This window comes from Pseudomonas mosselii, assembly GCF_005796105.1.
Classification (GTDB): Bacteria; Pseudomonadota; Gammaproteobacteria; order Pseudomonadales; family Pseudomonadaceae; genus Aquipseudomonas; species Aquipseudomonas mosselii_C.
The window spans coordinates 152005-173228 of record NZ_VAUO01000003.1 but is presented as its reverse complement, the minus strand read 5'-3'; the positions used below and the strand labels follow the sequence as shown (position 1 = coordinate 173228).

25 protein-coding genes are annotated in these 21224 nt (G+C 63.9%); 3 read left to right on the top strand and 22 right to left on the bottom strand.

The annotated features are described in order from the left end of the window. Positions 1 to 49: 49 nt before the first annotated feature. From FEM01_RS09940 to ubiE, 9 genes are all read right to left on the bottom strand, one after another. Entirely contained in the window at positions 50 to 757 is a 708-nt protein-coding gene (locus FEM01_RS09940) for a 16S rRNA (uracil(1498)-N(3))-methyltransferase (RefSeq protein ID WP_138219266.1), read from the bottom strand. Beyond that, positions 754 to 1542, bottom strand: coding sequence for a twin-arginine translocase subunit TatC (gene tatC, locus FEM01_RS09935; protein WP_138219265.1), 789 nt, complete (start codon positions 1540 to 1542; stop codon positions 754 to 756). Before tatC ends, FEM01_RS09940 begins: the two co-directional genes overlap by 4 nt. Then, positions 1539 to 1904 (bottom strand): Sec-independent protein translocase protein TatB, encoded by a 366-nt coding sequence (gene tatB, locus FEM01_RS09930; protein ID WP_138219264.1) that lies wholly within the window; start codon positions 1902 to 1904, stop codon positions 1539 to 1541. The genes tatC and tatB overlap by 4 nt, the downstream gene beginning before the upstream one ends. 3 nt (positions 1905 to 1907) lie before the next feature. After that, positions 1908 to 2180 carry a twin-arginine translocase TatA/TatE family subunit gene (locus FEM01_RS09925; RefSeq protein WP_138219263.1) on the bottom strand — a complete coding sequence of 91 codons (273 nt, stop codon included), beginning with the start codon at positions 2178 to 2180 and terminating at the stop codon, positions 1908 to 1910. A gap of 164 nt (positions 2181 to 2344) precedes the next feature. Continuing rightward, positions 2345 to 2674 (bottom strand): phosphoribosyl-ATP diphosphatase, encoded by a 330-nt coding sequence (locus FEM01_RS09920; RefSeq protein WP_138219262.1) that lies wholly within the window; start codon positions 2672 to 2674, stop codon positions 2345 to 2347. A gap of 1 nt (position 2675) precedes the next feature. Beyond that, on the bottom strand, positions 2676 to 3068 hold the full coding sequence (hisI, locus tag FEM01_RS09915; RefSeq protein WP_138219261.1) for a phosphoribosyl-AMP cyclohydrolase: 393 nt from the start codon (positions 3066 to 3068) through the stop codon (positions 2676 to 2678). A 72-nt stretch (positions 3069 to 3140) separates the two neighbouring features. After that, positions 3141 to 4754, bottom strand: coding sequence for a ubiquinone biosynthesis regulatory protein kinase UbiB (ubiB, locus tag FEM01_RS09910; RefSeq protein WP_138219260.1), 1614 nt, complete (start codon positions 4752 to 4754; stop codon positions 3141 to 3143). Continuing rightward, on the bottom strand, positions 4751 to 5374 hold the full coding sequence (locus FEM01_RS09905) for a ubiquinone biosynthesis accessory factor UbiJ (RefSeq protein ID WP_138219259.1): 624 nt from the start codon (positions 5372 to 5374) through the stop codon (positions 4751 to 4753). The genes ubiB and FEM01_RS09905 overlap by 4 nt, the downstream gene beginning before the upstream one ends. Continuing rightward, positions 5374 to 6144 (bottom strand): bifunctional demethylmenaquinone methyltransferase/2-methoxy-6-polyprenyl-1,4-benzoquinol methylase UbiE, encoded by a 771-nt coding sequence (gene ubiE, locus FEM01_RS09900; RefSeq protein ID WP_138219258.1) that lies wholly within the window; start codon positions 6142 to 6144, stop codon positions 5374 to 5376. The genes FEM01_RS09905 and ubiE overlap by 1 nt, the downstream gene beginning before the upstream one ends. A gap of 125 nt (positions 6145 to 6269) precedes the next feature. Between ubiE and FEM01_RS09895 the strand changes: the two genes are divergently transcribed. The 3 genes from FEM01_RS09895 (at position 6270) to FEM01_RS09885 (ending at position 7881) form a co-directional block, all read left to right on the top strand. Then, a complete protein-coding gene (locus FEM01_RS09895; RefSeq protein WP_138219257.1) occupies positions 6270 to 6545 on the top strand; it encodes a polyhydroxyalkanoic acid system family protein in 276 nt (91 codons plus the stop codon). 162 nt (positions 6546 to 6707) lie between these two features. Next, positions 6708 to 7127: a phasin family protein gene (locus tag FEM01_RS09890; RefSeq protein ID WP_138219256.1), complete on the top strand. Its 420-nt coding sequence runs from the start codon at positions 6708 to 6710 to the stop codon at positions 7125 to 7127. Positions 7128 to 7137: 10 nt separating this feature from the next. After that, positions 7138 to 7881 (top strand): phasin family protein, encoded by a 744-nt coding sequence (locus FEM01_RS09885; protein WP_138219255.1) that lies wholly within the window; start codon positions 7138 to 7140, stop codon positions 7879 to 7881. A gap of 393 nt (positions 7882 to 8274) precedes the next feature. Here the strand turns inward: FEM01_RS09885 and FEM01_RS09875 are convergent, their stop codons facing one another. The 13 genes from FEM01_RS09875 to FEM01_RS09815 all read right to left on the bottom strand — a co-directional run bounded on the left by FEM01_RS09875 (position 8275) and on the right by FEM01_RS09815 (position 21179). Further along, positions 8275 to 8889 carry a TetR/AcrR family transcriptional regulator gene (locus FEM01_RS09875; protein ID WP_138219254.1) on the bottom strand — a complete coding sequence of 205 codons (615 nt, stop codon included), beginning with the start codon at positions 8887 to 8889 and terminating at the stop codon, positions 8275 to 8277. A 4-nt stretch (positions 8890 to 8893) separates the two neighbouring features. Then, positions 8894 to 10576 carry a class II poly(R)-hydroxyalkanoic acid synthase gene (gene phaC, locus FEM01_RS09870; RefSeq protein WP_138219253.1) on the bottom strand — a complete coding sequence of 561 codons (1683 nt, stop codon included), beginning with the start codon at positions 10574 to 10576 and terminating at the stop codon, positions 8894 to 8896. A gap of 78 nt (positions 10577 to 10654) precedes the next feature. Continuing rightward, entirely contained in the window at positions 10655 to 11506 is an 852-nt protein-coding gene (gene phaZ / locus FEM01_RS09865) for a poly(3-hydroxyalkanoate) depolymerase (protein WP_138219252.1), read from the bottom strand. A gap of 60 nt (positions 11507 to 11566) precedes the next feature. Then, positions 11567 to 13246, bottom strand: coding sequence for a class II poly(R)-hydroxyalkanoic acid synthase (gene phaC, locus FEM01_RS09860; RefSeq protein ID WP_138219251.1), 1680 nt, complete (start codon positions 13244 to 13246; stop codon positions 11567 to 11569). 337 nt (positions 13247 to 13583) lie between these two features. Next, on the bottom strand, positions 13584 to 13961 hold the full coding sequence (locus tag FEM01_RS09855; protein WP_138219250.1) for a gamma-butyrobetaine hydroxylase-like domain-containing protein: 378 nt from the start codon (positions 13959 to 13961) through the stop codon (positions 13584 to 13586). Positions 13962 to 14114: 153 nt separating this feature from the next. Next, positions 14115 to 15458 carry an ATP-dependent protease ATPase subunit HslU gene (gene hslU, locus FEM01_RS09850; RefSeq protein ID WP_138219249.1) on the bottom strand — a complete coding sequence of 448 codons (1344 nt, stop codon included), beginning with the start codon at positions 15456 to 15458 and terminating at the stop codon, positions 14115 to 14117. A 76-nt stretch (positions 15459 to 15534) separates the two neighbouring features. Further along, a complete protein-coding gene (hslV, locus tag FEM01_RS09845) occupies positions 15535 to 16065 on the bottom strand; it encodes an ATP-dependent protease subunit HslV (RefSeq protein WP_134690445.1) in 531 nt (176 codons plus the stop codon). A 164-nt stretch (positions 16066 to 16229) separates the two neighbouring features. After that, positions 16230 to 17501 (bottom strand): dihydroorotase, encoded by a 1272-nt coding sequence (locus FEM01_RS09840; RefSeq protein ID WP_138219248.1) that lies wholly within the window; start codon positions 17499 to 17501, stop codon positions 16230 to 16232. Continuing rightward, a complete protein-coding gene (locus FEM01_RS09835) occupies positions 17498 to 18502 on the bottom strand; it encodes an aspartate carbamoyltransferase catalytic subunit (RefSeq protein ID WP_138219247.1) in 1005 nt (334 codons plus the stop codon). Before FEM01_RS09835 ends, FEM01_RS09840 begins: the two co-directional genes overlap by 4 nt. Before the next feature lie 12 nt (positions 18503 to 18514). Continuing rightward, on the bottom strand, positions 18515 to 19033 hold the full coding sequence (gene pyrR, locus FEM01_RS09830) for a bifunctional pyr operon transcriptional regulator/uracil phosphoribosyltransferase PyrR (RefSeq protein ID WP_138219246.1): 519 nt from the start codon (positions 19031 to 19033) through the stop codon (positions 18515 to 18517). A 49-nt stretch (positions 19034 to 19082) separates the two neighbouring features. Then, positions 19083 to 19508: a Holliday junction resolvase RuvX gene (gene ruvX, locus FEM01_RS09825; protein WP_138219245.1), complete on the bottom strand. Its 426-nt coding sequence runs from the start codon at positions 19506 to 19508 to the stop codon at positions 19083 to 19085. Continuing rightward, complete coding sequence (locus FEM01_RS09820; RefSeq protein WP_138219244.1) at positions 19508 to 20077, bottom strand: YqgE/AlgH family protein; 570 nt, start codon at positions 20075 to 20077, stop codon at positions 19508 to 19510. The genes ruvX and FEM01_RS09820 overlap by 1 nt, the downstream gene beginning before the upstream one ends. A 196-nt stretch (positions 20078 to 20273) precedes the next feature. Further along, entirely contained in the window at positions 20274 to 21179 is a 906-nt protein-coding gene (locus tag FEM01_RS09815) for an energy transducer TonB (protein WP_138219243.1), read from the bottom strand. Positions 21180 to 21224: the final 45 nt, after the last annotated feature.

Here is a 21224-nt window from a genome sequence, read left to right as displayed (position 1 = left end):
CATCGGCGTAGCGCGGGGAAACTTGACGGCGAAAATTCTGATCAGGCCGTCAGAAAATTCTCGACAGGAGGGCCGTGACGGCTGTCTCGACCCGTAGGATGCGCTCGCCCAACTGCACCGGTTGCAGGCCTGCCTTGGCCAGCAGGTCGACTTCGTACGGGATCCAGCCGCCTTCGGGGCCGATTGCCAGGGTAACCGGGCCTTGCACCGCGCGCGGGCAGGCAGGGTAGGGGCCAGGATGCCCGACCAGACCGAGGGTATCGGCGGCGATGGCAGGCAGGCGGTCTTCGACGAACGGTTTGAAGCGTTTTTCGATGATCACCTCCGGCAGCACGGTATCGCGGGCCTGCTCAAGGCCCAGGATCAGGTTTTCGCGAATGGCCTCGGGACTCAGGAAAGGCGTCTGCCAGAAGCTCTTTTCGACTTTGTAGCTGTTCACCAGGATCAAGCGTGGCACACCGAGGGTGGCGATGGTCTGGAACAAGCGGCGCAGCATTTTTGGCCGTGGCACAGCCAGTACCAGGGTCAGCGGGAGCTTGGCCGGTGGCGGTTGGTCGAAGGCCACATGCAGTTCGGCTTCGTGGCCTTCCAGGCGAATGACCTCGGCCTTGCCCATCAGCCCACCGATGCGTCCGACCCGCAGCTGGTCACCCACCGCCACGCGATGGATCTCCTGCATGTGGGTGAAACGGCGGTCAGCCAGGACGACACGGTCGGCCGCGACGAAGTCGGCCTCCTCAAGCAGTAGCAGGTTCACGGTTGAGTCGCAGGTGGCTGGTCGTTGTGATCGTCCGCGGCTTCGTCAGCCTGGCTGCGCTTGCGAATCAGGCTGCCGCATAGCACGCCGACCTCGAACAGCATCCACATCGGTACGGCCAGTAGGGTCTGAGAGAAGATGTCTGGCGGGGTCAGAATCATGCCGACCACGAAGCAGCCAATGATCACGTAGGGACGGACCTTCTTCAGGTATTGCACATCGACCACGCCGATCCATACCAGCAGCACCACCGCCACGGGAATCTCGAAGGCGACGCCGAAGGCGAAGAACAAGGTCATGACGAAATCGAGGTAACTGGCGATGTCGGTCATCATCGACACGCCTTCGGGGGTCGCGGCGGCGAAGAAGCTGAACATCAATGGGAACACCAGGAAATACGCGAAGGCCATGCCGGCATAGAACAGCAGGATGCTGGAGATCAGCAGTGGAATGGCAATACGTTTTTCGTGGCGGTACAGGCCCGGGGCGATGAAGCCCCAGATCTGCTGGAGAATGAACGGGATCGCCAGAAACAGCGAAACGATCATGGTCAGCTTGAACGGCGTGAGGAACGGCGAGGCCACGTCAGTGGCGATCATCGTCGCGTTGGCCGGCAGGTGCGCGCGCAGTGGCGCGGAGACCAGGGTGTAGATCTGCTGGGCGAAGGAGAACAGCCCGGCGAAGATCAGGAAAATAGCGGCCACGCAGCGCAGCAGGCGGGTGCGTAGTTCGGTCAGGTGCGAGACCAGCGGCATGGGCTGGTCATGTTCCGGATTCTCGCTCATGGGGCTCGCGGGGGTTGTGGCGGCTCGGAAGGGGTTGGCGCGGCCGTCTGCGGCGAGGCAGCGGCGGCGGGCGTTGTGGGTGTTTCAGAGCTGGCCTGGCTGGTGGGCTCAGGTTTCTGCGGGTTGAGTATGCGTTTGGCGTGCTCTTCCATGTGCAGGATGTGCTCGTTGTGCAGCTGGCGGCGGATGTCGTCGGCGCCGATTTCGCGTTCGACCTCCATCTTGATGGCGTTGAAGCTGCGCTTGAGGCGGCCGATCCACAGGCCTGCGGTACGCGCGGCGCCGGGCAGGCGCTCGGGGCCGAGTACCAGCAGTGCGACCAGGCCGACGAGCAGCAGCTCGCTGAAACTGATGCCGAACATGGGTCAGTCTTTCCGCTGTGGCTCTTGGACCGGCTGGGCCTGGCCTTCGAGGGTGTGACCTTGGGCCTGCTGGGCAGTGTTCTGCTGGACTGGTGGCACAGGCTGGGCAGGTGGCGGGGTTTCGGAGGGCTTGGTTTCTTCTTCGTTCATGGCCTTACGGAAGCCCTTGATCGATTCGCCCAGGTCGCTGCCGAAGTTCTTCAGTTTCTTGGTGCCGAATACCAGTACCACCACGATCAACAGGACGATCCAGTGTTTCCAGTCGAAAATGCCCATTTTTAACTCCTGAAGTTGTGTGTCTGTCTGTCGGGCCCTGGGGGCTGCTTTGCAGCCCATCGCGGCACAAGGCCGCTCCTGCAGGGATCGGCGGTCATTCGGGCGGCACGCGCTCCTGTAGGAGCGGCCTTGTGCCGCGATGGAGCGCAAAGCGCCCCCGGCATTCATTCAGACCGCGCGGCCTTTTCGTCATGCCCGGACAGCCCGAAACGACGATCCAGCTCATCGAGTACCGCCTGCGGGTGCTGGCCCAGCGCGCTGAGCATCACCAGGCTATGGAACCACAAGTCGGCGGTTTCATAGATGACATCGCTGCAATCGTTGCTGATGGCGGCGTCCTTGGCGGCGATGATGGTCTCGATGGATTCTTCGCCGAGCTTCTCGAGGATCTTGTTCAGGCCCTTGTGATACAGGCTGGCTACATAGCTGCTGTCAGGGGCGGCCTGTTTGCGTTGCTCCAGCACTTCAGCCAGGCGGTCGAGGGTGTCGCTCATGTCAGTGTCCTGCGCTATAGATGGCGTGCGGGTCCTTCAGGACCGGGTCGACGATTTTCCACTGGCCGTTATCGAAGACGCGATAGAAGCAGCTTTCGCGGCCGGTATGGCAGGCGATATGACCCAGTTGCTCGACCATCAGGATGATCACGTCGGCGTCGCAGTCCAGGCGCATTTCGTGCAGTTTTTGCACATGCCCCGACTCCTCGCCCTTGCGCCACAGCTTGCCCCGCGAGCGCGACCAGTAGATGGCGCGTTGTTCGGTGGCGGTGAGCAGTAACGATTCACGGTTCATCCAGGCCATCATCAGCACGCGCCCGGTCTTGTGGTCCTGGGCGATGGCCGGTACCAGGCCATCGCTGTTCCACTTGATCTCGTCCAGCCAGTCTTTCATCGTCGACTCCAAACCGGGCCCGCGCTCGTACGGGCCCCTCGGCGTTAGTGTGCCAGCCAGCGGCGCGGCTGGCTATCGGCGCACGATCAGGTACAGGCCGCTTGCCAGCATCAGCCAGGCTGGCCAGGCGGTCGGGGCGCTGAGGCTGACCGCGCCAGCGGCGAGCGTGGCGCCGCCGACCAGCAGACCGGCACCGAGCAGGCGCAGCGCCCAGTTGTCGCCGACGCGGCGGCGCTCGGGCAGTTGCGGGTCGTGCAGGTGGGGTTGCGACAGGCGCTCGAGCAAGTCACGGGTCATGTCGGCCAGGTGCGGCAGTTGCTCGGCCTGGCTGTACAGGTTGCCGATCACCGCCTTGGGGCTCATGCGTTCGCGCATCCAGCGCTCCAGGAACGGTTTGGCGGTGCTCCACAGGTCCAGGTCGGGGTACAGCTGGCGACCCAGTCCTTCGATGTTGAGCAAGGTTTTCTGCAGCAGCACCAGTTGCGGCTGGACTTCCATGTTGAATCGCCGTGCTGTCTGGAACAGGCGCATCAGTACCTGGCCGAAGGAGATGTCCTTGAGTGGCTTTTCGAAGATCGGCTCGCACACGGTACGGATCGCCGCTTCGAACTCGTTGACCTTGGTCTGCGCCGGCACCCAGCCCGAATCGATGTGCAGTTGTGCCACGCGGCGGTAGTCGCGCTTGAAGAAGGCGATCAGGTTGCGGGCCAGGTAGTCCTGGTCCTCGTCAGTGAGGCTGCCGACGATGCCGCAGTCGATGGCGATGTACTGCGGGCTCCAGGGCTTGACCGTGCTGACGAAAATGTTGCCCGGGTGCATGTCGGCGTGGAAGAAGCTGTCGCGGAACACCTGGGTGAAGAACACCTCGACACCGCGTTCGGCGAGCATCTTCATGTCGGTGCGCTGGTCGGCGAGGGTGGCCATGTCGGTGACCGGCACACCGTAGATGCGCTCCATCACCAGCACTTTCGGGCGGCAGAAGTCCCAGTACACCTGGGGTACGTACATCAGCTCCGAGCCCTCGAAGTTACGCCGCAGCTGGCTGGCATTGGCAGCCTCGCGCAGCAGGTCGAGCTCGTCGTAGATGGTTTTTTCGTAGTCGCCGACGATCTCCACCGGATGCAGGCGTCGGGCATCGGCCGAGGCGCGCTCGGCGGCCTTGGCGATCAGGAACAGCCAGGCCAGGTCCTGGGCGATGACCGGCTTCAGGCCAGGGCGTACCACCTTGACCACCACCTCCTCGCCGGTTTTAAGCCGCGCGGCATGCACTTGGGCAACCGAGGCCGAGGCCAGTGGCTCGACGTCGAAACGGCTGAACACCTCGCTGACCTTGGCGCCGAGTTGTGCTTCGATCAGCGCCACGGCCTTTTGTGGGTCGAATGGCGGCACGCGGTCTTGCAGCAGCATCAGCTCGTCGGCGATGTCGGTGGGCAGCAGGTCGCGGCGGGTCGAGAGCAACTGGCCGAACTTGATGAAAATCGGCCCCAGATCTTGCAGCGCCAGGCGCAGGCGCGCGCCCCGGCTCAGCTCAAGTGGCTTGCGCGGCAGCCAGCGCCAGGGCATCAGCAGGCGCAGGCTGGCCAGCCACCATGGCAGCAAGGGCTGTTCGAACAACAGGTCATCGAGGCGGTAGCGGATCACGACGCGCTGGATGCGCAACAGACGGCGGACGGCGAGCAGCTTCATGCGTTATCGCTGGTATCAAGAATGTGGGCGAGACGACGCAGGCGCGCCTCAAGGCGTTCGATGTCGACTTTCAGCGCATCGAGTTCGCTGAACGCCGCTTCGGCTTCACGTTGGCCGACCAAAGTGCGGGACTCCTCGGCCAGGTACTCCGAAAGGTTCTGGCTGAAACGGGCCAGGCCTTGTTTGGTCCAGCGCGCGCGCAGGCGCACATGACCAGCCAGCAAGGCGGTTGGCACCGGGCCGAGCCAGCGTTGCAGCTCGTGTTCCCAGTCCAGTTCGAGGTCTTGCAGCACGCCGAACAGGTCGAGGAGCACGGCGCTGTCACCGTGCAACTGGACTTGCGGGCTGTGCAGCACGGCCGTCTTGTCCTTGGCGAGGGCTAGCTGCGCCAGGCGCCCGGCCGGGGCGCGCAGCGTGCAGTCGACCTCGCCTTCCCAGTGGGCGGCGAGCATCAGACCTTCTTCATCGGGCAGCACGAATAGCTTGAGGGCCGGCTGTAGGCAGTCGATCTCGACCACCTTGCCCTCCAGCGCGGCGAGGCGCGGCAACGCGGTGCTGTCCATGCGCAGCACACGGTTGATGCCGTGCTCGGCGCTGGCGAGAAGGCCGGCCAGGAGCATCAGGGCTTGATCCCCCGGTGCACGGCAACGATGCCGCTGGTCATGTTGTGGTAGGTGACGCGGTCGAAGCCGGCCTCGACCATCATGCTTTTCAGGGTTTCCTGGTCAGGGTGCATGCGGATCGACTCGGCCAGGTAGCGGTAGCTCTCGGAGTCATTGGTGATCAGCTTGCCAGCCAGCGGCATGAAGGCGAACGAGTACGCGTCGTAGGCCTTGGACATGAGTTTGTTGGTAGGTTTGGAGAACTCCAGCACCAACAGACGTCCGCCTGGCTTGAGCACGCGCAGCATCGAGCGGATGGCTTCGTCCTTATGGGTGACGTTACGCAGGCCGAAGGCGATGGTCACGCAGTCGAAGTGGTTGTCCGGGAACGGCAGCTTTTCGGCATCGGCCTGCACGAACTCGATGTTGCCGGCCACGCCACGGTCGAGCAGGCGGTCACGGCCGACCTTGAGCATCGATTCGTTGATGTCGGCGAGCACCACCTGGCCGGTCGGACCGACCAGGCGCGAGAACTTGGCGGCCAGGTCGCCCGTGCCACCGGCGATGTCCAGCACGCGGTTGCCGCTGCGTACGCCCGACAGCTCGATGGTGAAGCGCTTCCACAGGCGGTGCATGCCGCCGGATAGCACGTCGTTCATCAGGTCGTACTTGGCGGCGACGGAGTGGAACACTTCGGCGACTTTCTTCGCCTTTTGGCTCTCAGGCACGTCCTGGTAGCCGAAATGGGTGGTGGGTTCGGCGTGGTCGCCTTTGCGCGGGTCGGTCATATCGCTTCACCAGAAAAAAATTACGGCCATTCTAGGGGCTACGGGCGGATTTGTCTTGGCGGGGTGTGCCGCATGCAGGTGGCGGGCATAATGGCGATTATGTCTTTGTCCTCAGGATCACCCGCATGACCCAGATCAGCGTCGAACGCAAACATACCCTCGGCCGCGAGGCCGCCCGTGCCAAGGCCGAGGTGCTGGTTGAAAAGCTGACCCGCGAATACGACCTCAAGGCCAGCTGGAGCGGCGATCGCGTCGACGTCTCGCGCAGTGGCGCCAATGGCAGCGTGCAGATTTTCGAGGACGCCATCCGCGTCGAACTCAAGCTTGGGATGATGCTGTCGATGATGAGCAGCACGATCAAGGGAGAGATCGAGCGGGCGCTGGACAAGGCGCTGGCCTGAGAGGGGCAGCTGCAAGCTTCAAGAAAAAGCGGCGATCTGCTTTTGCTTGCAGCTTGCAGCTGCTCTTAGGGTGAGAATTCTAATTTCCTTCCCTACCTTATGCTCAAGCCCAAACCCCACGGGCAGTTCCTCCCTCCCTAGCATGAGCATGAGGTGCAGAGCATGGCCAAAGTGAACCTGAAGCAAAAAGATGAAACCCAGGGCACCCTGGGCGAGGTGCGCGGCTACGCGCGCAAGATCTGGCTGGCGGGCATCGGTGCCTACGCCCGCGTCGGCCAGGAAGGCTCCGACTACTTCAAGGAGCTGGTCAAGGCCGGCGAAGGCGTCGAGAAACGCGGCAAGAAACGCCTGGACAAGGCTGTCGATGCCGCCAACACCCAGATCGACGAAGCCACCCAGGAAGTCGTCCGCGTACCAGGCCGGGTCGAGGCCCAACTGGACAAAATCGAGAAAGCCTTCGACGAGCGCGTAGGGCGCGCCTTGAATCGCCTTGGCATTGCGTCTAAACATGACGTTGAGGCGTTGTCCATCAAGCTTGAACAGCTGCACGAGCTGCTTGAGCGCGTCGCGCACAAACCATAAGGAGAGCAGGATGGCTGGCAAGAAGAATTCCGACAAAGAAAGCAGCTCCTGGGTCGGCGGGATCGAGAAATATTCCCGCAAGATCTGGCTGGCAGGGCTGGGGATCTACTCCAAGATCGATCAGGACGGTCCGAAGCTGTTCGACTCGCTGGTAAAGGATGGCGAGAAAGCCGAAAAGCAGGCGAAGAAAACTGCCGAAGATGTGGCCGAAACCGCCAAGTCTTCGACCACTTCGCGGGTCTCCGGTGTCAAGGACCGTGCCCTGGGCAAGTGGAGCGAACTCGAAGAGGCCTTCGACAAGCGACTCAATAGCGCTATCTCGCGCCTGGGCGTGCCCAACCGTAACGAGATCAAGGCACTGCACCAGCAGGTCGACACGCTGACCAAGCAGATCGAGAAACTCACCGGTGCGTCGGTAACGCCGATCTCCAAGGCCGCCGCCAGCAAGACGGCGGCCAAGCCATTGGCCAAGGCCAAACCTGCCGCCAAGGCCGCCGCTGCTAAACCGGCTGCCAAGCCCGCGGCGAAAACCGCAGCGGCAAAACCGGCGGCCAAGCCTGCGGCCAAACCGGTTGCGGCCAAGCCAGCTGCCAAACCCGCTGCGGCCAAGAAGCCTGCGGTGAAGAAGACCCCGGCCAAGCCGGCTGCCGCCAAGCCAGCCACAGCTCCGGCCGCTACCGCAGCGCCTGCGCCCAGCGCCGCCCCGGCCAGCAGCACCCCGTCGGCACCGGCAAACACGACCACCCAGGCCTGAACCGCGTCGTCTTGAGCGCGGGCAAGCCCGCTCCCACAGGGCCTTACAAACCCTGTAGGAGCGGCCCAAGGCTTGGCATCATGCAAGACCGTCGGGGCTGCTTCGCAGCCTTTCGCGGCACGAGGCCGCTCTCATAGAACTACACATAACTTGTTGATTTAGCAGGGACCTGTGGGAGCGGGCTTGCCCGCGAACACCGGCGAAGCCGGTGCCATACACCGAGTCGCCTGCTTCGCGGGCAAGTCGGGGCGCCGAACCGCCGCTCCCACAGGGTACGCGGCGCGCTTGCGAAATCAGTTCTCTGCACGACAGCGCAGCCCGGCAGGGCTGGGTGAACTCCTACAGGAGGGTGCAATGCCTGCATTGTGCGCTGCACCTGTGGGGCGGGCTTACTCAGCCTTCGAGATAGCGCATCGCTAGCTGCTCGGCTGCCGTACGCGCCGGGGCCTGCAAGTGCGGCGCCACCAGCATCATCACCTGGTACACCACCACCCCCACATCGCCTTCGCGTCCCAAAACCCGCTGATAGTCCAGCGAACACATCAACGTCAGGGTGATCTGCTCCACCAACTGTCCCAGCGCCTGGGTGTGGCTGGTGATCTGGCCGTGACGCTTGAGACTGGCCAGCAATGCCGCCAGGGTGCGCTTGAGCGCGTTGATCAGGCTGCGCATGCCGCGCGCCAGCTTGGGCAAGCGGCCGCTCAGGTTGGACAGGTCCTGGAACAGGAAACGGTACTTGGCCATGTGCTCGACGATCAGGTGCAGGAACAGCCAGTAGTCCTCGGCCTCCAGGCGCACGTCCAGGGGTGGGTCGAGCAGTGGCATCAAGGCTTCTTCGAAGCGTTCGAACAACCCGATCACCAACGGCTCCTTGCCGTGGAAGTGGTAATACAGGTTGCCAGGGCTGATGCCCATTTCATTAGCGATTTCCAGGGTCGAGACGTTCGGCTCGCCCTGTTGGTTGAACAGTGTGAGGGCGCATTCCAGGATGCGGTCGCGAGTTTTCATCGGATCAGCGCGCCAACACGTAGGTGCCTGGCGCAGGGCCCAGCACCGGGTAGGTGGCATTGCCCAGCTCCACGCGCGGTGGTTTCAACGGGCCTGAGCGCGCGCCGATCCATTCCAGCCACAGCGGCCACCAGCTGCCTTCGTGGCGTTTGGCATCGTGGAACCAGGCGCGTGGGTCACTGGAAAGCCGGGAGTTTTCCAGGTAGTAGGCCTTCGGATTGCCAGGCGGGTTGATGATGCTCTGGATATGCCCGCTGTTGGCCAGCACGAAGCGCCGTTCGCCACCGAGCAGCAGTGCCGAGCGGTACACCGCATCCCATGGGGTGATATGGTCGTTGCTGCCGGCGACGGTGAAGCTGTCGAGGTTCACCTGCTTGAGGTCTATGGGCGTGCCGCAGACCTCCAGTCCGTCGGCGAAAGTCAGCGGGTTATGCTTGAAGAAGTCCAGCAGGTCGCCGTGCAGCGCCGCCGGCAGGCGTGTGTTGTCGGCGTTCCAGTAGAGGATATCGAAGGCCGGTGGGGTCTTGCCCATCAGGTAGTTGTTGACCCAGTAGTTCCAGATCAGGTCGTTGGGCCGCATCCAGGCGAAAATCCGCGCCACCTCGCCACCGTCGAGCACGCCGCGCTGGTACGAGCGGCGTTTGGCAGCCTCGAGGGTCTGTTCGTCGGCGAACAGGCTGGCCGGGCTTTCGAACTGGCTGTCCAGCAGGCTCACCAGGTAGGTGGCGCTACGGATCTTGCGCAGTTGCTTTTTAACCTGCAAGTGGCCTTGCAGGGCGGCCATGGTCAGGCCACCGGCGCAAGCGCCCATCAAATTGGGGTCGCGGTTGCCGCTGATGCTCCGGCAGACGTTGAGCGCCTCTTCGAGCGCCTGCACATAGCTCGACAGGCCCCACTCGCGGTGCCGTGGCTCGGGATTGCGCCAACTGATCATGAACACCTGCAGGCCGTGCTTGAGCATGTACTGCACGAAGCTGTTGGTCGGGCCCAGGTCGAAGATGTAGAACTTGTTGATCTGTGGCGGCACCACCAGCAAGGGCCTTGCATACTGCTTTTCGCTCAACGGCTTGTACTGGATCAGCTCCAGCATCTCGTTGCGAAACACCACTGCGCCGGGTGTGGCGGCCAGATTGCCGCCGACTTCGAAGGCGCGTTCGTCCACCTGACGTGGCAGGCCATCGTTGTGGCGCAGGTCGTCGAGCAGGTGGCTGGCTCCGCGCAGCAGGCTTTGGCCGCCGGTGTTGAGCAGTTCCTTGATTGCCAGGGGGTTGAGCAGCGAGTTGCTGGGGGCGATTGCGTCGTTGATCAGGTTGAACAGGAACTGCGCACGGGCTCGGTCATCGTGGTCCAGGGCGCTTTGTTCGATCCACAGACGGGTCTGCTTCTGCCAGGCCAGATAGGCTTGCAGGCCACGGCGGTAGAACGGGTTCTGGCTCCAGGTCGGATCGGTGAAGCGGCTGTCGCGCGGATGCGGCTGGTAGGGGGTGTCGCCCAGCATAACCCGGCTCAGGGTGCCGCCAAGCTCCAGCAGGTGGCGGGCGGTGTGCAGCGGGTGGCGCAAGCTGTGGCGACCGACATGGCGCAGGGTCGAGATCAGGTCACGGCCACGCAGGCCGGTGATCGCGTTCTGCACGTTCATGCTGGCGGCGGGGGCCGGGGCTGTCCCGGGAGCCGGTTTGTCTTTCATGCCAACACTCCATCGTTTAGCAATCGGGCCATCACGGGTTGATCCAGCAGGTGCTCCCACAAGGGGCGAGGTGGGCCATCAGCCGCCCGGCGCCGGCCGAGGGTGCATGACCGCCCGCTGACGCTCCTGCTGGAGGAATTTCATGATGATGGGGGCGACGGCCTCGGCCCGGGTGATCAGGAACAGGTGGCCGTCGTCGATTATGTGTAGTTGTGCATTGGGAATCCGCCACGCCAGCAGGCGCATGTTGACCAGCGGGATCAGTGGATCGTCGTCGCCGGCCAGCACGAGCGTGGGCTGATGGATCTTGTGCAGCCAGTGGATACTGGTCCAGCCGAGTCCGGCGAATAACTGCCAGTAGTAGCCGAGCTTGCCGCCGGAGCGCACCTTCGAGGCGTGGTACATCGCCAGTTCCGGGTCGCGGCGAAAGCCCCCACCGTAGATCAGTGGCGCGATGCGGATCACGTGGGAAGGCTGGACGTAGCGCCGGGGGCTGGCCATCATCCACAGCACCTTGGGCTTGCCCGGCACCATCACCGCGCCTGCGGCAGTGGCGGCCAGCACCAGCTTCTTGCAGCGCTCGGGGTAGTCGTGGGCGAACTGTTGCGCCAGCGCGCCCCCCCAGGACACGCCAATCACGTTGACTTGGCCGTAATCGAGGTAATCGAGCATGCGCGCGGTGAGCTTGGCCAGCCCGCTAAACCGATAAGGGTGGCGGGGCGTCGACGACCCGCCGACACCGGGCACGTCGAAGGCGATGACTTCCAGGTCCGGGTCCAGTGCCTCGATGAACGGAAACACCAGTTCGAGGTTGGCGCCGATGCCGTTGAAAATCAGCAGCGGGGTCAGATGTGGTTTACCCGGGCGGACTGCCGTGCGGATCGACTGGTCGTCCAGCTCGACGGTCCTGAACAGATACGGTTGCGGCATGCACGTGGCTCTGTGGTTGAGTAGGCTGCGTGGCGCGCACGGGCGCCGCGCAGGGGTCTCTCAGCGTTCGTGGACGTAGGTGCCCGGCGCAGCTTCGCCGGCGGTATAGGTACGGTTACCCAGGCGTGTGGGCGCCTTCTTCAACTCGCCTGCGCGTTCGCCGAGCCAGTTCTGCCAGTGCAGCCACCAGGAGTCGGCGTGCTTGATCGCGTTTTCCTGCCAGGCCAGCGGATCGTCCGGGCGGTCTTCGCCGGTCATGAAGCGGGCCTTGGGGTTGCCTGGCGGGTTGAGGATGCTCTGGATGTGGCCGCTGTTGGACAACACGAACTCGATCTTGCCGCCGAACAGGTGCGCCGAGCGGTAGCACGACTGCCATGGCGTGATGTGGTCGGCGGTGCCGGCGACGCTGTAGATGTCACAGTCGACCGCCTTGAGGTCGATCGCGGTGCCACACACCTCCAGCGCATTGGGGCGCGTCAGGGGGTTGTTCTTGAACATCTCGATCAGGTCGCCATGGAAGGCGGCCGGCAGGCGCGTGGTGTCGTTGTTCCAGAACAGGATGTCGAACACAGGTGGCGCGTTGCCCAGCAGGTAGTTGTTGACCCAGTAGTTCCAGATCAGGTCGTTGGGGCGCATCCAGGCGAATACCTTGGCCATGTCGCTGCCTTCGAGCACCCCGGACTGATAAGAGTGGCGCTTGGCCGCCTCGAGGGTCTGCTCGTCGACGAACAACGCCACCTGGGTGTCGACGGTGGTGTCCAGCACGCTCACCAGCAGGGTCAGGGCATTGACCTTCTTCTCGCCCTGGGCGGCGTAGTGGCCGACCAATGCGGTGCAGGTGATGCCGCCGGAGCAGGCGCCGAGCATGTTCAAGTCCTTGCTGCCGGTAATCGCCAGCACCGCGTCGACCGCTTCCTTGAGCGCGTCGATGTAGGTGGACAGGCCCCATTCGCGCTGGGCCTTGGTGGGGTTGCGCCAGCTGATGATGAAGGTCTGCTGTTGCGAGCGCAGGCAAAAGCGCGCCAGGCTCTTTTCCGGGCTCAGGTCGAACACGTAGAACTTGTTGATCTGCGGCGGCACCACCAGCAGGGGGCGGCTGTGCACCTGCTCGGTGATGGGCTTGTACTGGATCAGTTCCAGCACGTCGTTGCGGAACACCACCGCGCCTTCGCTGGTGCCCAGGTTCTTGCCCACCTCGAACGCTTCCATGTTCACCTGGCTGGGCATGCCGCCGTTATGCACCATGTCCTTGGCCAAGTTGGAGAGGCCATCGAGCAGGCTCTTGCCGCCGGTTTCGAAGAAGCGCTTGATCGCTGCGGGGTTGGACAGCGTGTTGGTGGGGGCCATGGCCTCAGTCATGAGGTTGATGACGAACTGGCCGCGGCTGATGTCTTGGGGCGACAGGTCGCTGCTGCTGACCCAGTCGTTGAGTTCCTTGCGCCAGGCCAGATAGGTTTGCAGGTAGCGGCGATACAGCGGGTTCTGGCTCCAGGCCGGGTCGCTGAAGCGGCGGTCGTCGCCTTCGGGTTGCAGGCTGGACTTGCCCAGCAGCACATTCTTCAATTCCAGGCCGAAATGCGCCACGTGCTTGGCGCTGTGCAACGGCTGGCGCACGGCCTGGCGCAACACAGTGCGCGCTGAACTCAGCAGATCCTTGCGACGAATGCCGATGACCGGGTTCAGCCCCAGGGTGTTTTCCGAGGCTTGCCGCTGCAACTCATCGTTGTTCTTGTTACTCATCTACGACGCTCCGTTGTCCTGAGACGAGTACCGGCGTGCTGTGACAGCCCGGTACTGTTACTCGGGGTGACCAGTGATAAGGAACAGCGGTGCTGCGACCGGCGACGTGTCGGTGATGAGCGGCGGGGTGTTTTGCGTGTGAAGACAGCCTGCTTTCGCTCGAGACCACGACGTACCGGCCTGGCCCTGCTTGCCGGTGAGGCGATGCAGGGAACTTGCCAGCTCCATTGGTTACCCGACTTTCATGTAATGCGCAAGACAGCCCGTCTCTGGCCGTCTGTCAGGCATTCAAGCAGATGAGATTAGAAAATGCGCTCTAACTCGTAGGAACCTTGAGCTAGAGCATCAGTTTCACGACGGATTCGGCGGGGTCTCGGGATTTGCCGGCCTTGTGAAGTTCGTCCAGGTATTCGGTCCACAGCTGCTGCTGGCGCAGGCAGAGTTGTTCGAGGTATTCCCAGGTGAACAGGCCTGAGTCATGGCCATCGTCGAAGGTCAGTTTCAGTGCATATTGGCCGGCCGGCTCCAGGCCAGAGAGGCCTACGTTGATCTTGCCAAATTGCAGGATGGGCTTGCCGTGGCCTTGGACTTCGGCGGAGGGGGAGTGTACCCGCAGGAATTCGGCGGGCAGGTGATAGACCTCTTCTGGCCCATAGGTAAGGCTCAGGGTTTTCGAGGCTTTGTGCAGGTTGATGGCGGTGGGCAGGCGGGCCATGGGCGTTCTCTCTTGAGCTTCAGGCTGTAAGCTTCAAGCTTCAAGCTTCAAGCTTCAAGAGGCGATGCACCTTGCGCCGCAGATAGACCCGTAGAGCAGCGCCGCTGCAAGCGACACAATCGAGCTTGTCGCTTGCAGCTTTCAGCTTGGCGCTTACAGAATGTAACGCGACAGGTCTTCGTTCTGTGCCAGCTCACCCAGGTGGCTGTTCACATACGCAGCGTCGATGTTGATCGGCGTCTCGTCGTGGGCGCTGGCCAAGTCGCCGGCGCTGAACGACACCTCTTCGAGTAGGCGCTCAAGCAGGGTGTGCAGGCGACGGGCACCGATGTTCTCGGTCTTCTCGTTGACCTGGAAGGCGATCTCGGCCAGACGCTTGATGCCCTCGTCGGCGAAGGCGATGTTCAGGCCTTCGGTCTTGAGCAGCTCGCGGTATTGCTCGGTCAGCGAGGCGTGCGGCTCTTTGAGGATGCGCTCGAAGTCTTCCGGGGTCAGCGCCTTGAGCTCGACACGGATCGGCAGGCGGCCTTGCAATTCAGGCACCAGGTCGCTCGGCTTGCTCAGGTGGAACGCGCCAGAGGCGATGAACAGGATATGGTCAGTCTTGACCATGCCCAGCTTGGTGTTGACCGTGCAGCCTTCGATCAGCGGCAGCAGGTCGCGCTGTACACCTTCGCGGGACACATCGGCGCCGCCGACGTTGCCGCGCTTGGCCACCTTGTCGATTTCGTCGATGAACACGATACCGTGCTGCTCGACCGCTTCCAGGGCCTTGGCCTTGAGTTCTTCCTCGTTGACCAGACGGCTGGCTTCTTCGTCGCGAACCATCTTCAGGGCGTCCTTGACCTTCAGCTTGCGCGATTTGCGCTTGCCCTTGCCCATGTTGGCGAACAGGCTTTGTAGCTGGTTGGTCATCTCTTCCATGCCGGGCGGCGCGGCAATCTCGACGCCCATGTTCTCGGCGACTTCGATTTCGATTTCCTTGTCGTCCAGCTGACCTTCACGCAGGCGCTTGCGGAACAACTGGCGGGTGTTGGAATCGCTGCTGCTCTGCTGGGCTTCCTCGCTGAAGCTGCTGACCCGTGCCTGCGGCAGCAGGGCATCGAGGATGCGGTCTTCGGCGGCGTCTTCGGCGCGGTGGCGCACCCGCACGATTTCCTGCTCACGCAGCATCTTCAGGGCGGCATCGGCCAGGTCGCGGATGATCGATTCGACGTCACGGCCGACATAGCCGACCTCGGTGAACTTGGTCGCCTCGACCTTGATGAACGGCGCGTTGGCCAGCTTGGCCAGGCGTCGGGCAATTTCAGTCTTGCCCACGCCGGTGGGGCCAATCATCAGGATGTTTTTGGGGGTCACTTCCTGGCGCAGTTCGGCGGGTAGCTGCATGCGCCGCCAGCGGTTGCGCAGGGCGATGGCCACGGCGCGCTTGGCGTCGTCCTGGCCGATGATGTGGCGGTTGAGTTCGTGGACGATCTCGCGGGGGGTCATGGACATGGTGAATACGGTCCTCGAGCAGAATGGGTCAGCGTGGAAAAGCCCCACCACCGAGGTGGGGCGCCAGAACAGCTGATCACTCGGCCAGGTCCTGCTCCTCGATGGTCAGGTTGTGGTTGGTGAACACGCAGATGTCACCGGCGATGTTCAGGGCGGTCTCGGCGATTTCACGGGCCGAGAGGTCGGTCTTGTTCAGCAGGGCGCGGGCGGCGGCCTGGGCGTAGGCGCCACCGGAACCCATGGCGATCAGGCCGTCTTCGGGTTCGACCACGTCGCCGTTGCCGGTGATGATCAGGGAGGCGTCCTTGTTGGCAACGGCCAGCATCGCTTCCAGGCGGCTGAGCGAGCGGTCGGTACGCCATTCCTTGGCCAGTTCCACGGCAGCACGCACCAGATGGCCGGAGTGTTTCTGCAGCTGGGCTTCGAAGCGCTCGAACAGTGTGAAGGCGTCGGCAGTGGCGCCGGCGAAGCCTGCGATTACCTGGCCGTTGTACAGGCGCCGGACTTTCTTGGCGTTGCCTTTCATCACGGTGTTGCCGAGGGAAACCTGGCCGTCGCCGCCCATGACGACTTTGCCGTTACGGCGGACAGAAACGATGGTAGTCAAGGGAGAGTCTCCACGCAGCGGGGCGAAAATGCCTGATGCAGAGACATATGGGGGTGGGGGGAAGGATTTCAACCGGGGAAGATGAATGGTCGCCTTTGCACCGCCCCTGTAGGAGCGGCACAAGGCCGCTCCTACAGGGATCGCGCAGGCAACGGATGACGCGCTCAGGCCTCGTGGCAGACGTGCCCATCGACCAGGGTATAACGCACCGCACCCGGCAGGCAGTGGCCGATGAACGGGCAGTTATCGCCGCGCGAGAACCATTGCTCGCCCGCCACGGTGGAGGCTTGTGGGTCGAACAGCACCAGGTCTGCCGCGCCGCCGACTTTCAGCTCGCCCGCTGGCAGGCGCAGTGCAGCGGCCGGGCCACTGGACAGGCGTGCGAGCAGGGTTGGTAGGTCGAGCAGGCCATCCTCGACCAGCGTCATTGCCAGCGGCAGCAGCAACTCGACGCTGCTGATGCCCGGCTCAGTGGCACCGAATGGGGCCAGCTTGGCGTCACGCTCGTGGGGCTGGTGATGGCTGGAGATCGCCTGGATCACACCGGACTTGACCGCCTCGCGCAGGCCGTCGCGGTCGGCGGCGGTACGCAGCGGCGGTTGCACGTGGTACAGGCTGGAAAAGTCGCGCAGCGCCTCGTCGGTGAGGATCAGCTGGTACAGCGCCACATCGGCGGTCACCGGCAGCCCGAGTTGCTGGGCCTGGGCGATCAGCCGCGCGCCACGGGCACTGGTGATCTGGCTGAAGTGGGCACGCACGCCGCTTTGCTCGACCAGCAGCAGGTTGCGCGCCAAGGCTACGGTTTCGGCGCTTTCAGGGATGCCGGGCAAGCCCAGGAAACTGGCCATCGGGCCTTCGTGGGCCAAGCCACCTTGCGACAGGTCGCGGTCCTGCGAGTGGAACACCACGGTCAGGTCGAAAGTCGCGGCGTACTCAAGCGCGCGGGCCAGGGTGCGGTTGTTGGGGATCTCTTTCAGGCCGTTGCCGAACGCTACGCAGCCGGTGTCGCGCAGCGCCACCAACTCGGCCAGTTGCTCGCCTTCCAGGCCCTTGGTCAGGGCGCCGATCGGGTAGACCTTGCTGTTGGCAGCTTCGCGGGCACGGTCGAGAATCAGCTCGGCCACCGCTGGGGTGTCGAGCACCGGCTTGGTTTGCGGCGGGCAGCACAGGCTGGTGACACCACCAGCCACCGCCGCGCGGGTTTCGCTGGCGATGTTGCCTTTGCGGCTATAGCCCGGCTCGCGTAGCGATACGCCCAGGTCTACCAGGCCTGGCGCGGCCACCAGGCCATGCGCCTCGATCGCGCGGCTGGCGCTGAAGCCGGTCGGCGCCGCGCCGAGGGCAACGATGCGCCCGCCGTCCAGGTGCAGGTCGGTAACGCTGTCCAGGCCGCTGTGCGGATCGATCACCCGGGCGCCAATGATACTGATGGTCACAGGGCGTTCTCCTGGTCGAATTGACGTTGCGCGTTCTGTCCGCTCATGGCCATGGACAGCACCGCCATGCGGACGGCGATGCCGTAGGTGACCTGGTTGAGGATCACCGAATGTTTGCCGTCGGCGACCGCCGACTCGATCTCCACGCCGCGGTTGATAGGGCCTGGGTGCATGACGATGGCATCGGGTTTGGCGCCGGCCAGGCGCGCGGTGGTCAGGCCGAACAGGCGGTAGAACTCACCTTCGCTGGGCAGCAGGCCGCCGGCCATGCGTTCACGTTGCAGGCGCAGCATGATCACCACGTCGACGTCTTTCAGGCCTTCGGCCATGTCGGTGTAGACCTTCACGCCATACTGCTCGATACCCACCGGAATCAAGGTTTTCGGGCCGATCACGCGGATATCCGGACAGCCCAGGGTCTTGAGCGCGAGCATGTCCGAGCGGGCCACGCGCGAGTGCAGGATGTCGCCGACGATCGCCACCGAGAGGTTCTCGAAGCTGCCTTTGTGGCGGCGGATGGTCAGCATGTCGAGCATGCCCTGGGTCGGGTGTGCGTGGCGGCCATCGCCACCGTTGATCACGGCCACGTCCGGGCAAACGTGCTCGGCGATGAAGTGCGCAGCACCGGAGTCGGAGTGGCGCACGACGAACATGTCGGCGGCCATGGCTTCGAGGTTGCGCAGGGTGTCGAACAAGGTTTCGCCCTTGCTGGTCGAGGAGGTCGACACATTGAGGCTGATCACGTCCGCCGACAGGCGCTGGGCTGCCAGTTCGAACGTAGTGCGGGTGCGGGTGGAGTTCTCGAAGAACACGTTGCACACTGTCTTGCCGCGCAGCAACGGGACTTTCTTCACGGCCCGAGCGCCGACTTCGAGGAACGAGTCGGCGGTCTCGAGGATCTCGGTGAGCAGTTCGCGGGGCAAACCGTCGAGCGAGAGGAAATGGCGTAGCTGGCCCTGATCATTGAGCTGCAGCGGGCGCTTGGCGTCGAATGGCGTCATCGCGGGGGACTCTTAAAGGGCGGATGCGGGTGCGAGGTCCTGGCGCTCGAGGGCGAGCGGGGCGGGTCCGGTCAATTTTACCCGTTCATGGGCAGCCAGCGACAGGGTGGCACCTAGCACATTGGGGCGGATCGGCAGCTCACCGGCGTCCAGATCGAGCAGGCACACCAGCGTTACGCTGGCCGGGCGACCGTAGTCGAACAGTTCGTTGAGGGCGGCACGAATGGTCCGGCCACTCATCAGCACGTCGTCGATCAGCACCAGATGCTGGCCTTCGATCTCGAACGGCAGCTCCGAGGGGCGCACCTGCGGGTGCAGGCCGTTCTGGCTGAAATCGTCACGGTAGAACGAGACGTCGAGCGTGCCCAGCGGGCTGCTGTCGCCCAGCTCGGCTTGCAGCGCCTGGGCCACCCACACGCCACCGGTGCGGATGCCGATGTAGCGTGGTTCGGTAATGGCACGGCGGGCCAGGTGGGCGCGAAGGTCGACGGCCATCTGCCGGATCAGCTCGGCGGGATTGGGTAGGCTCATTGCGTGCTCCTTGGGCGGGGTGCCGGATGGCTCCGGCGGCAAAGCGGATTTAAGTGTTGGCCTCCAGCCAGCCTTGCAGCAGCAGCGCGGCGGCGATGGCGTCGACCGGGTTGTCGCGATAGCTGCCGTGACGGTTGCCCCGGGCCATCTGCTCGCCCTTGGCTTCGAAGGTGGTCAGGCGCTCGTCGTGGGTGTGTACCGGCAGGTTGTAGCGCCCGTGCAGGCGGCGGGCGAACTTTTCGGCGCGCTCGCTCATCTCGCTGGGGGTGCCGTCCATGTTCAGCGGCAGGCCAACGACGATGGCATCGGGCTTCCATTCCTTGATCAGCTTCTCCACCTGGTTCCAGTCCGGCACGCCGTTTTGGGCCTTGAGCGTGCACAGCTCGCGGGCCTGGCCGGTGATCACCTGGCCGACCGCCACGCCGATCTGTTTGCTGCCGTAGTCGAAGCCCAGCAGTAGGCGCAGTTCGGCCATCAGGCGTGGCCTGCCTGGCTGGTGAGCAGGCTGAGGTTGATGCCCAGGCTCGCGGCGGCAGCGTCCAGGCGCAGGTCGCTGGCCAGGCCGAAGATGATCTCGGAGTCGAACGGGCAGTTGAGCCAAGCGTTGTCGGCCAGCTCGGCTTCCAGTTGCCCTGCTTCCCAGCCGGCGTAGCCGAGGGTGATCAGGCTCTGCTTGGGCCCCACGCCCGCCGCGATGGCCAGCAGCACGTCCTGCGAGGTGGTCAGCGACAGCCCTTCAAGCGCCACCGTTGCCTGGAAGCTGCACTCGTTGCTGTGCAGCACGAAGCCGCGGTCGGTCTGCACCGGGCCGCCCTGGTAGATGGGCACCTGCAAGGTGCTGGCCGGCGGCTGCTCGTCGGGGCGCAGTTGCTCCAGGATATCGGCCAGGTTCAGCTCCTGCGGCCGGTTGACCACCAGCCCCATGGCGCCGTTGGCGTTGTGCTCGACGATGTAAGTCAGCGTTTGCGCGAAGTTCGGGTCGCTCATGTGCGGCATGGCGATCAGGAACTGGTGCTTTAGGTAGCTGGGGCTGATGGTTTTCATGAGCGCTAGTGTGGCGCCAGGTGGCGAGGCTGACAAGGTGCTCGATGCGCCATGCACTCCCTTGTAGGAGCGGCCTTGTGTCGCGAAAGGGCTGCGCAGCGGCCCCAGGATCTTGCCTATGGCACCTATCGTCGGGGCCGCTACGCGCCCCTTTCGCGGCACAAGGCCGCTCCTACACGGGCCAGGCGGGTCTTTGTCAGTTACTCGACAGCTTGTCCCCACGGGCAAAGCGCCAGGTGCGAATGATTTCCAGCCGGTCGAACTCGGCCATGTCGCCGGTGAATGGCGCGAACGGCGCCGCCAGCCGCACGATGCGTTGGGCCGCCTGATCCAGCACCGGCTGGCCAGACGACTCCAGTACCAGTACCTCATACAGCGAACCGTCATGGTTGATCGACACCATCAGGCGCAAGCTGCCGTACATCTGTTGGCGCCGGGCCTCCTCGGGGTAGTTGAGGTTGCCGATGCGTTCGACCTTCTTGCGCCACTCTTCCTTGTACCAGGCGCCCTTGTCGCGCATGGTCGAGGCGGCGTTCAGGCGGTGAATGCGCGGGCGCTTGGCGTAGCGCTGCTGCTCGTTGGAAAGCTCCGCCTCAAGACTGGCGATCTGGCTCGACAACTGCGAGCTGTCGAAGTCTGGCACTTTGGCCTCGGCCTGCGGCTGGGGCTTGGTTTCCTTTGGCTTGGGCTCGACCTTCTGCGCCTTGGGCGCCTGGGTGGTGACGGCGGACTTGTGCTGCACCACAGGCGGTGGCACCTCCTGGCGGGCGGCAGGGGGCGGGGTGACCTTGTTGATCTTGCTGTCCTGGAACGGCGCCACTTCAGTGGTCTTGGGAACCGCCTTCTTGTCCAGCGTGCCGCTGCCCTGCTGGTTTTCCTGGGCCTGGAAGTCGGCTTTCTCGGGCGCTTTCTCGCTCTTGAAGGTGGCCAGGGTGATGTCCAGGGTCTGGCGGATGTCGGCTGGTTTGACCACGCTGAAACCCACGCCGAGGATCAGCGCCAGGTGCACCAGGGCCGCCAGGAACAGGGTAAAGCCTAGCCGGTCCACCGGGCGGACGCGGGGTGGCAGCAGGTCGGAGGGGATGTCGGCGGGGAGCGTCATCGGATATCCAAGGGCAGCTTCGAGTTACAAGCTGCAAGCTCCAAG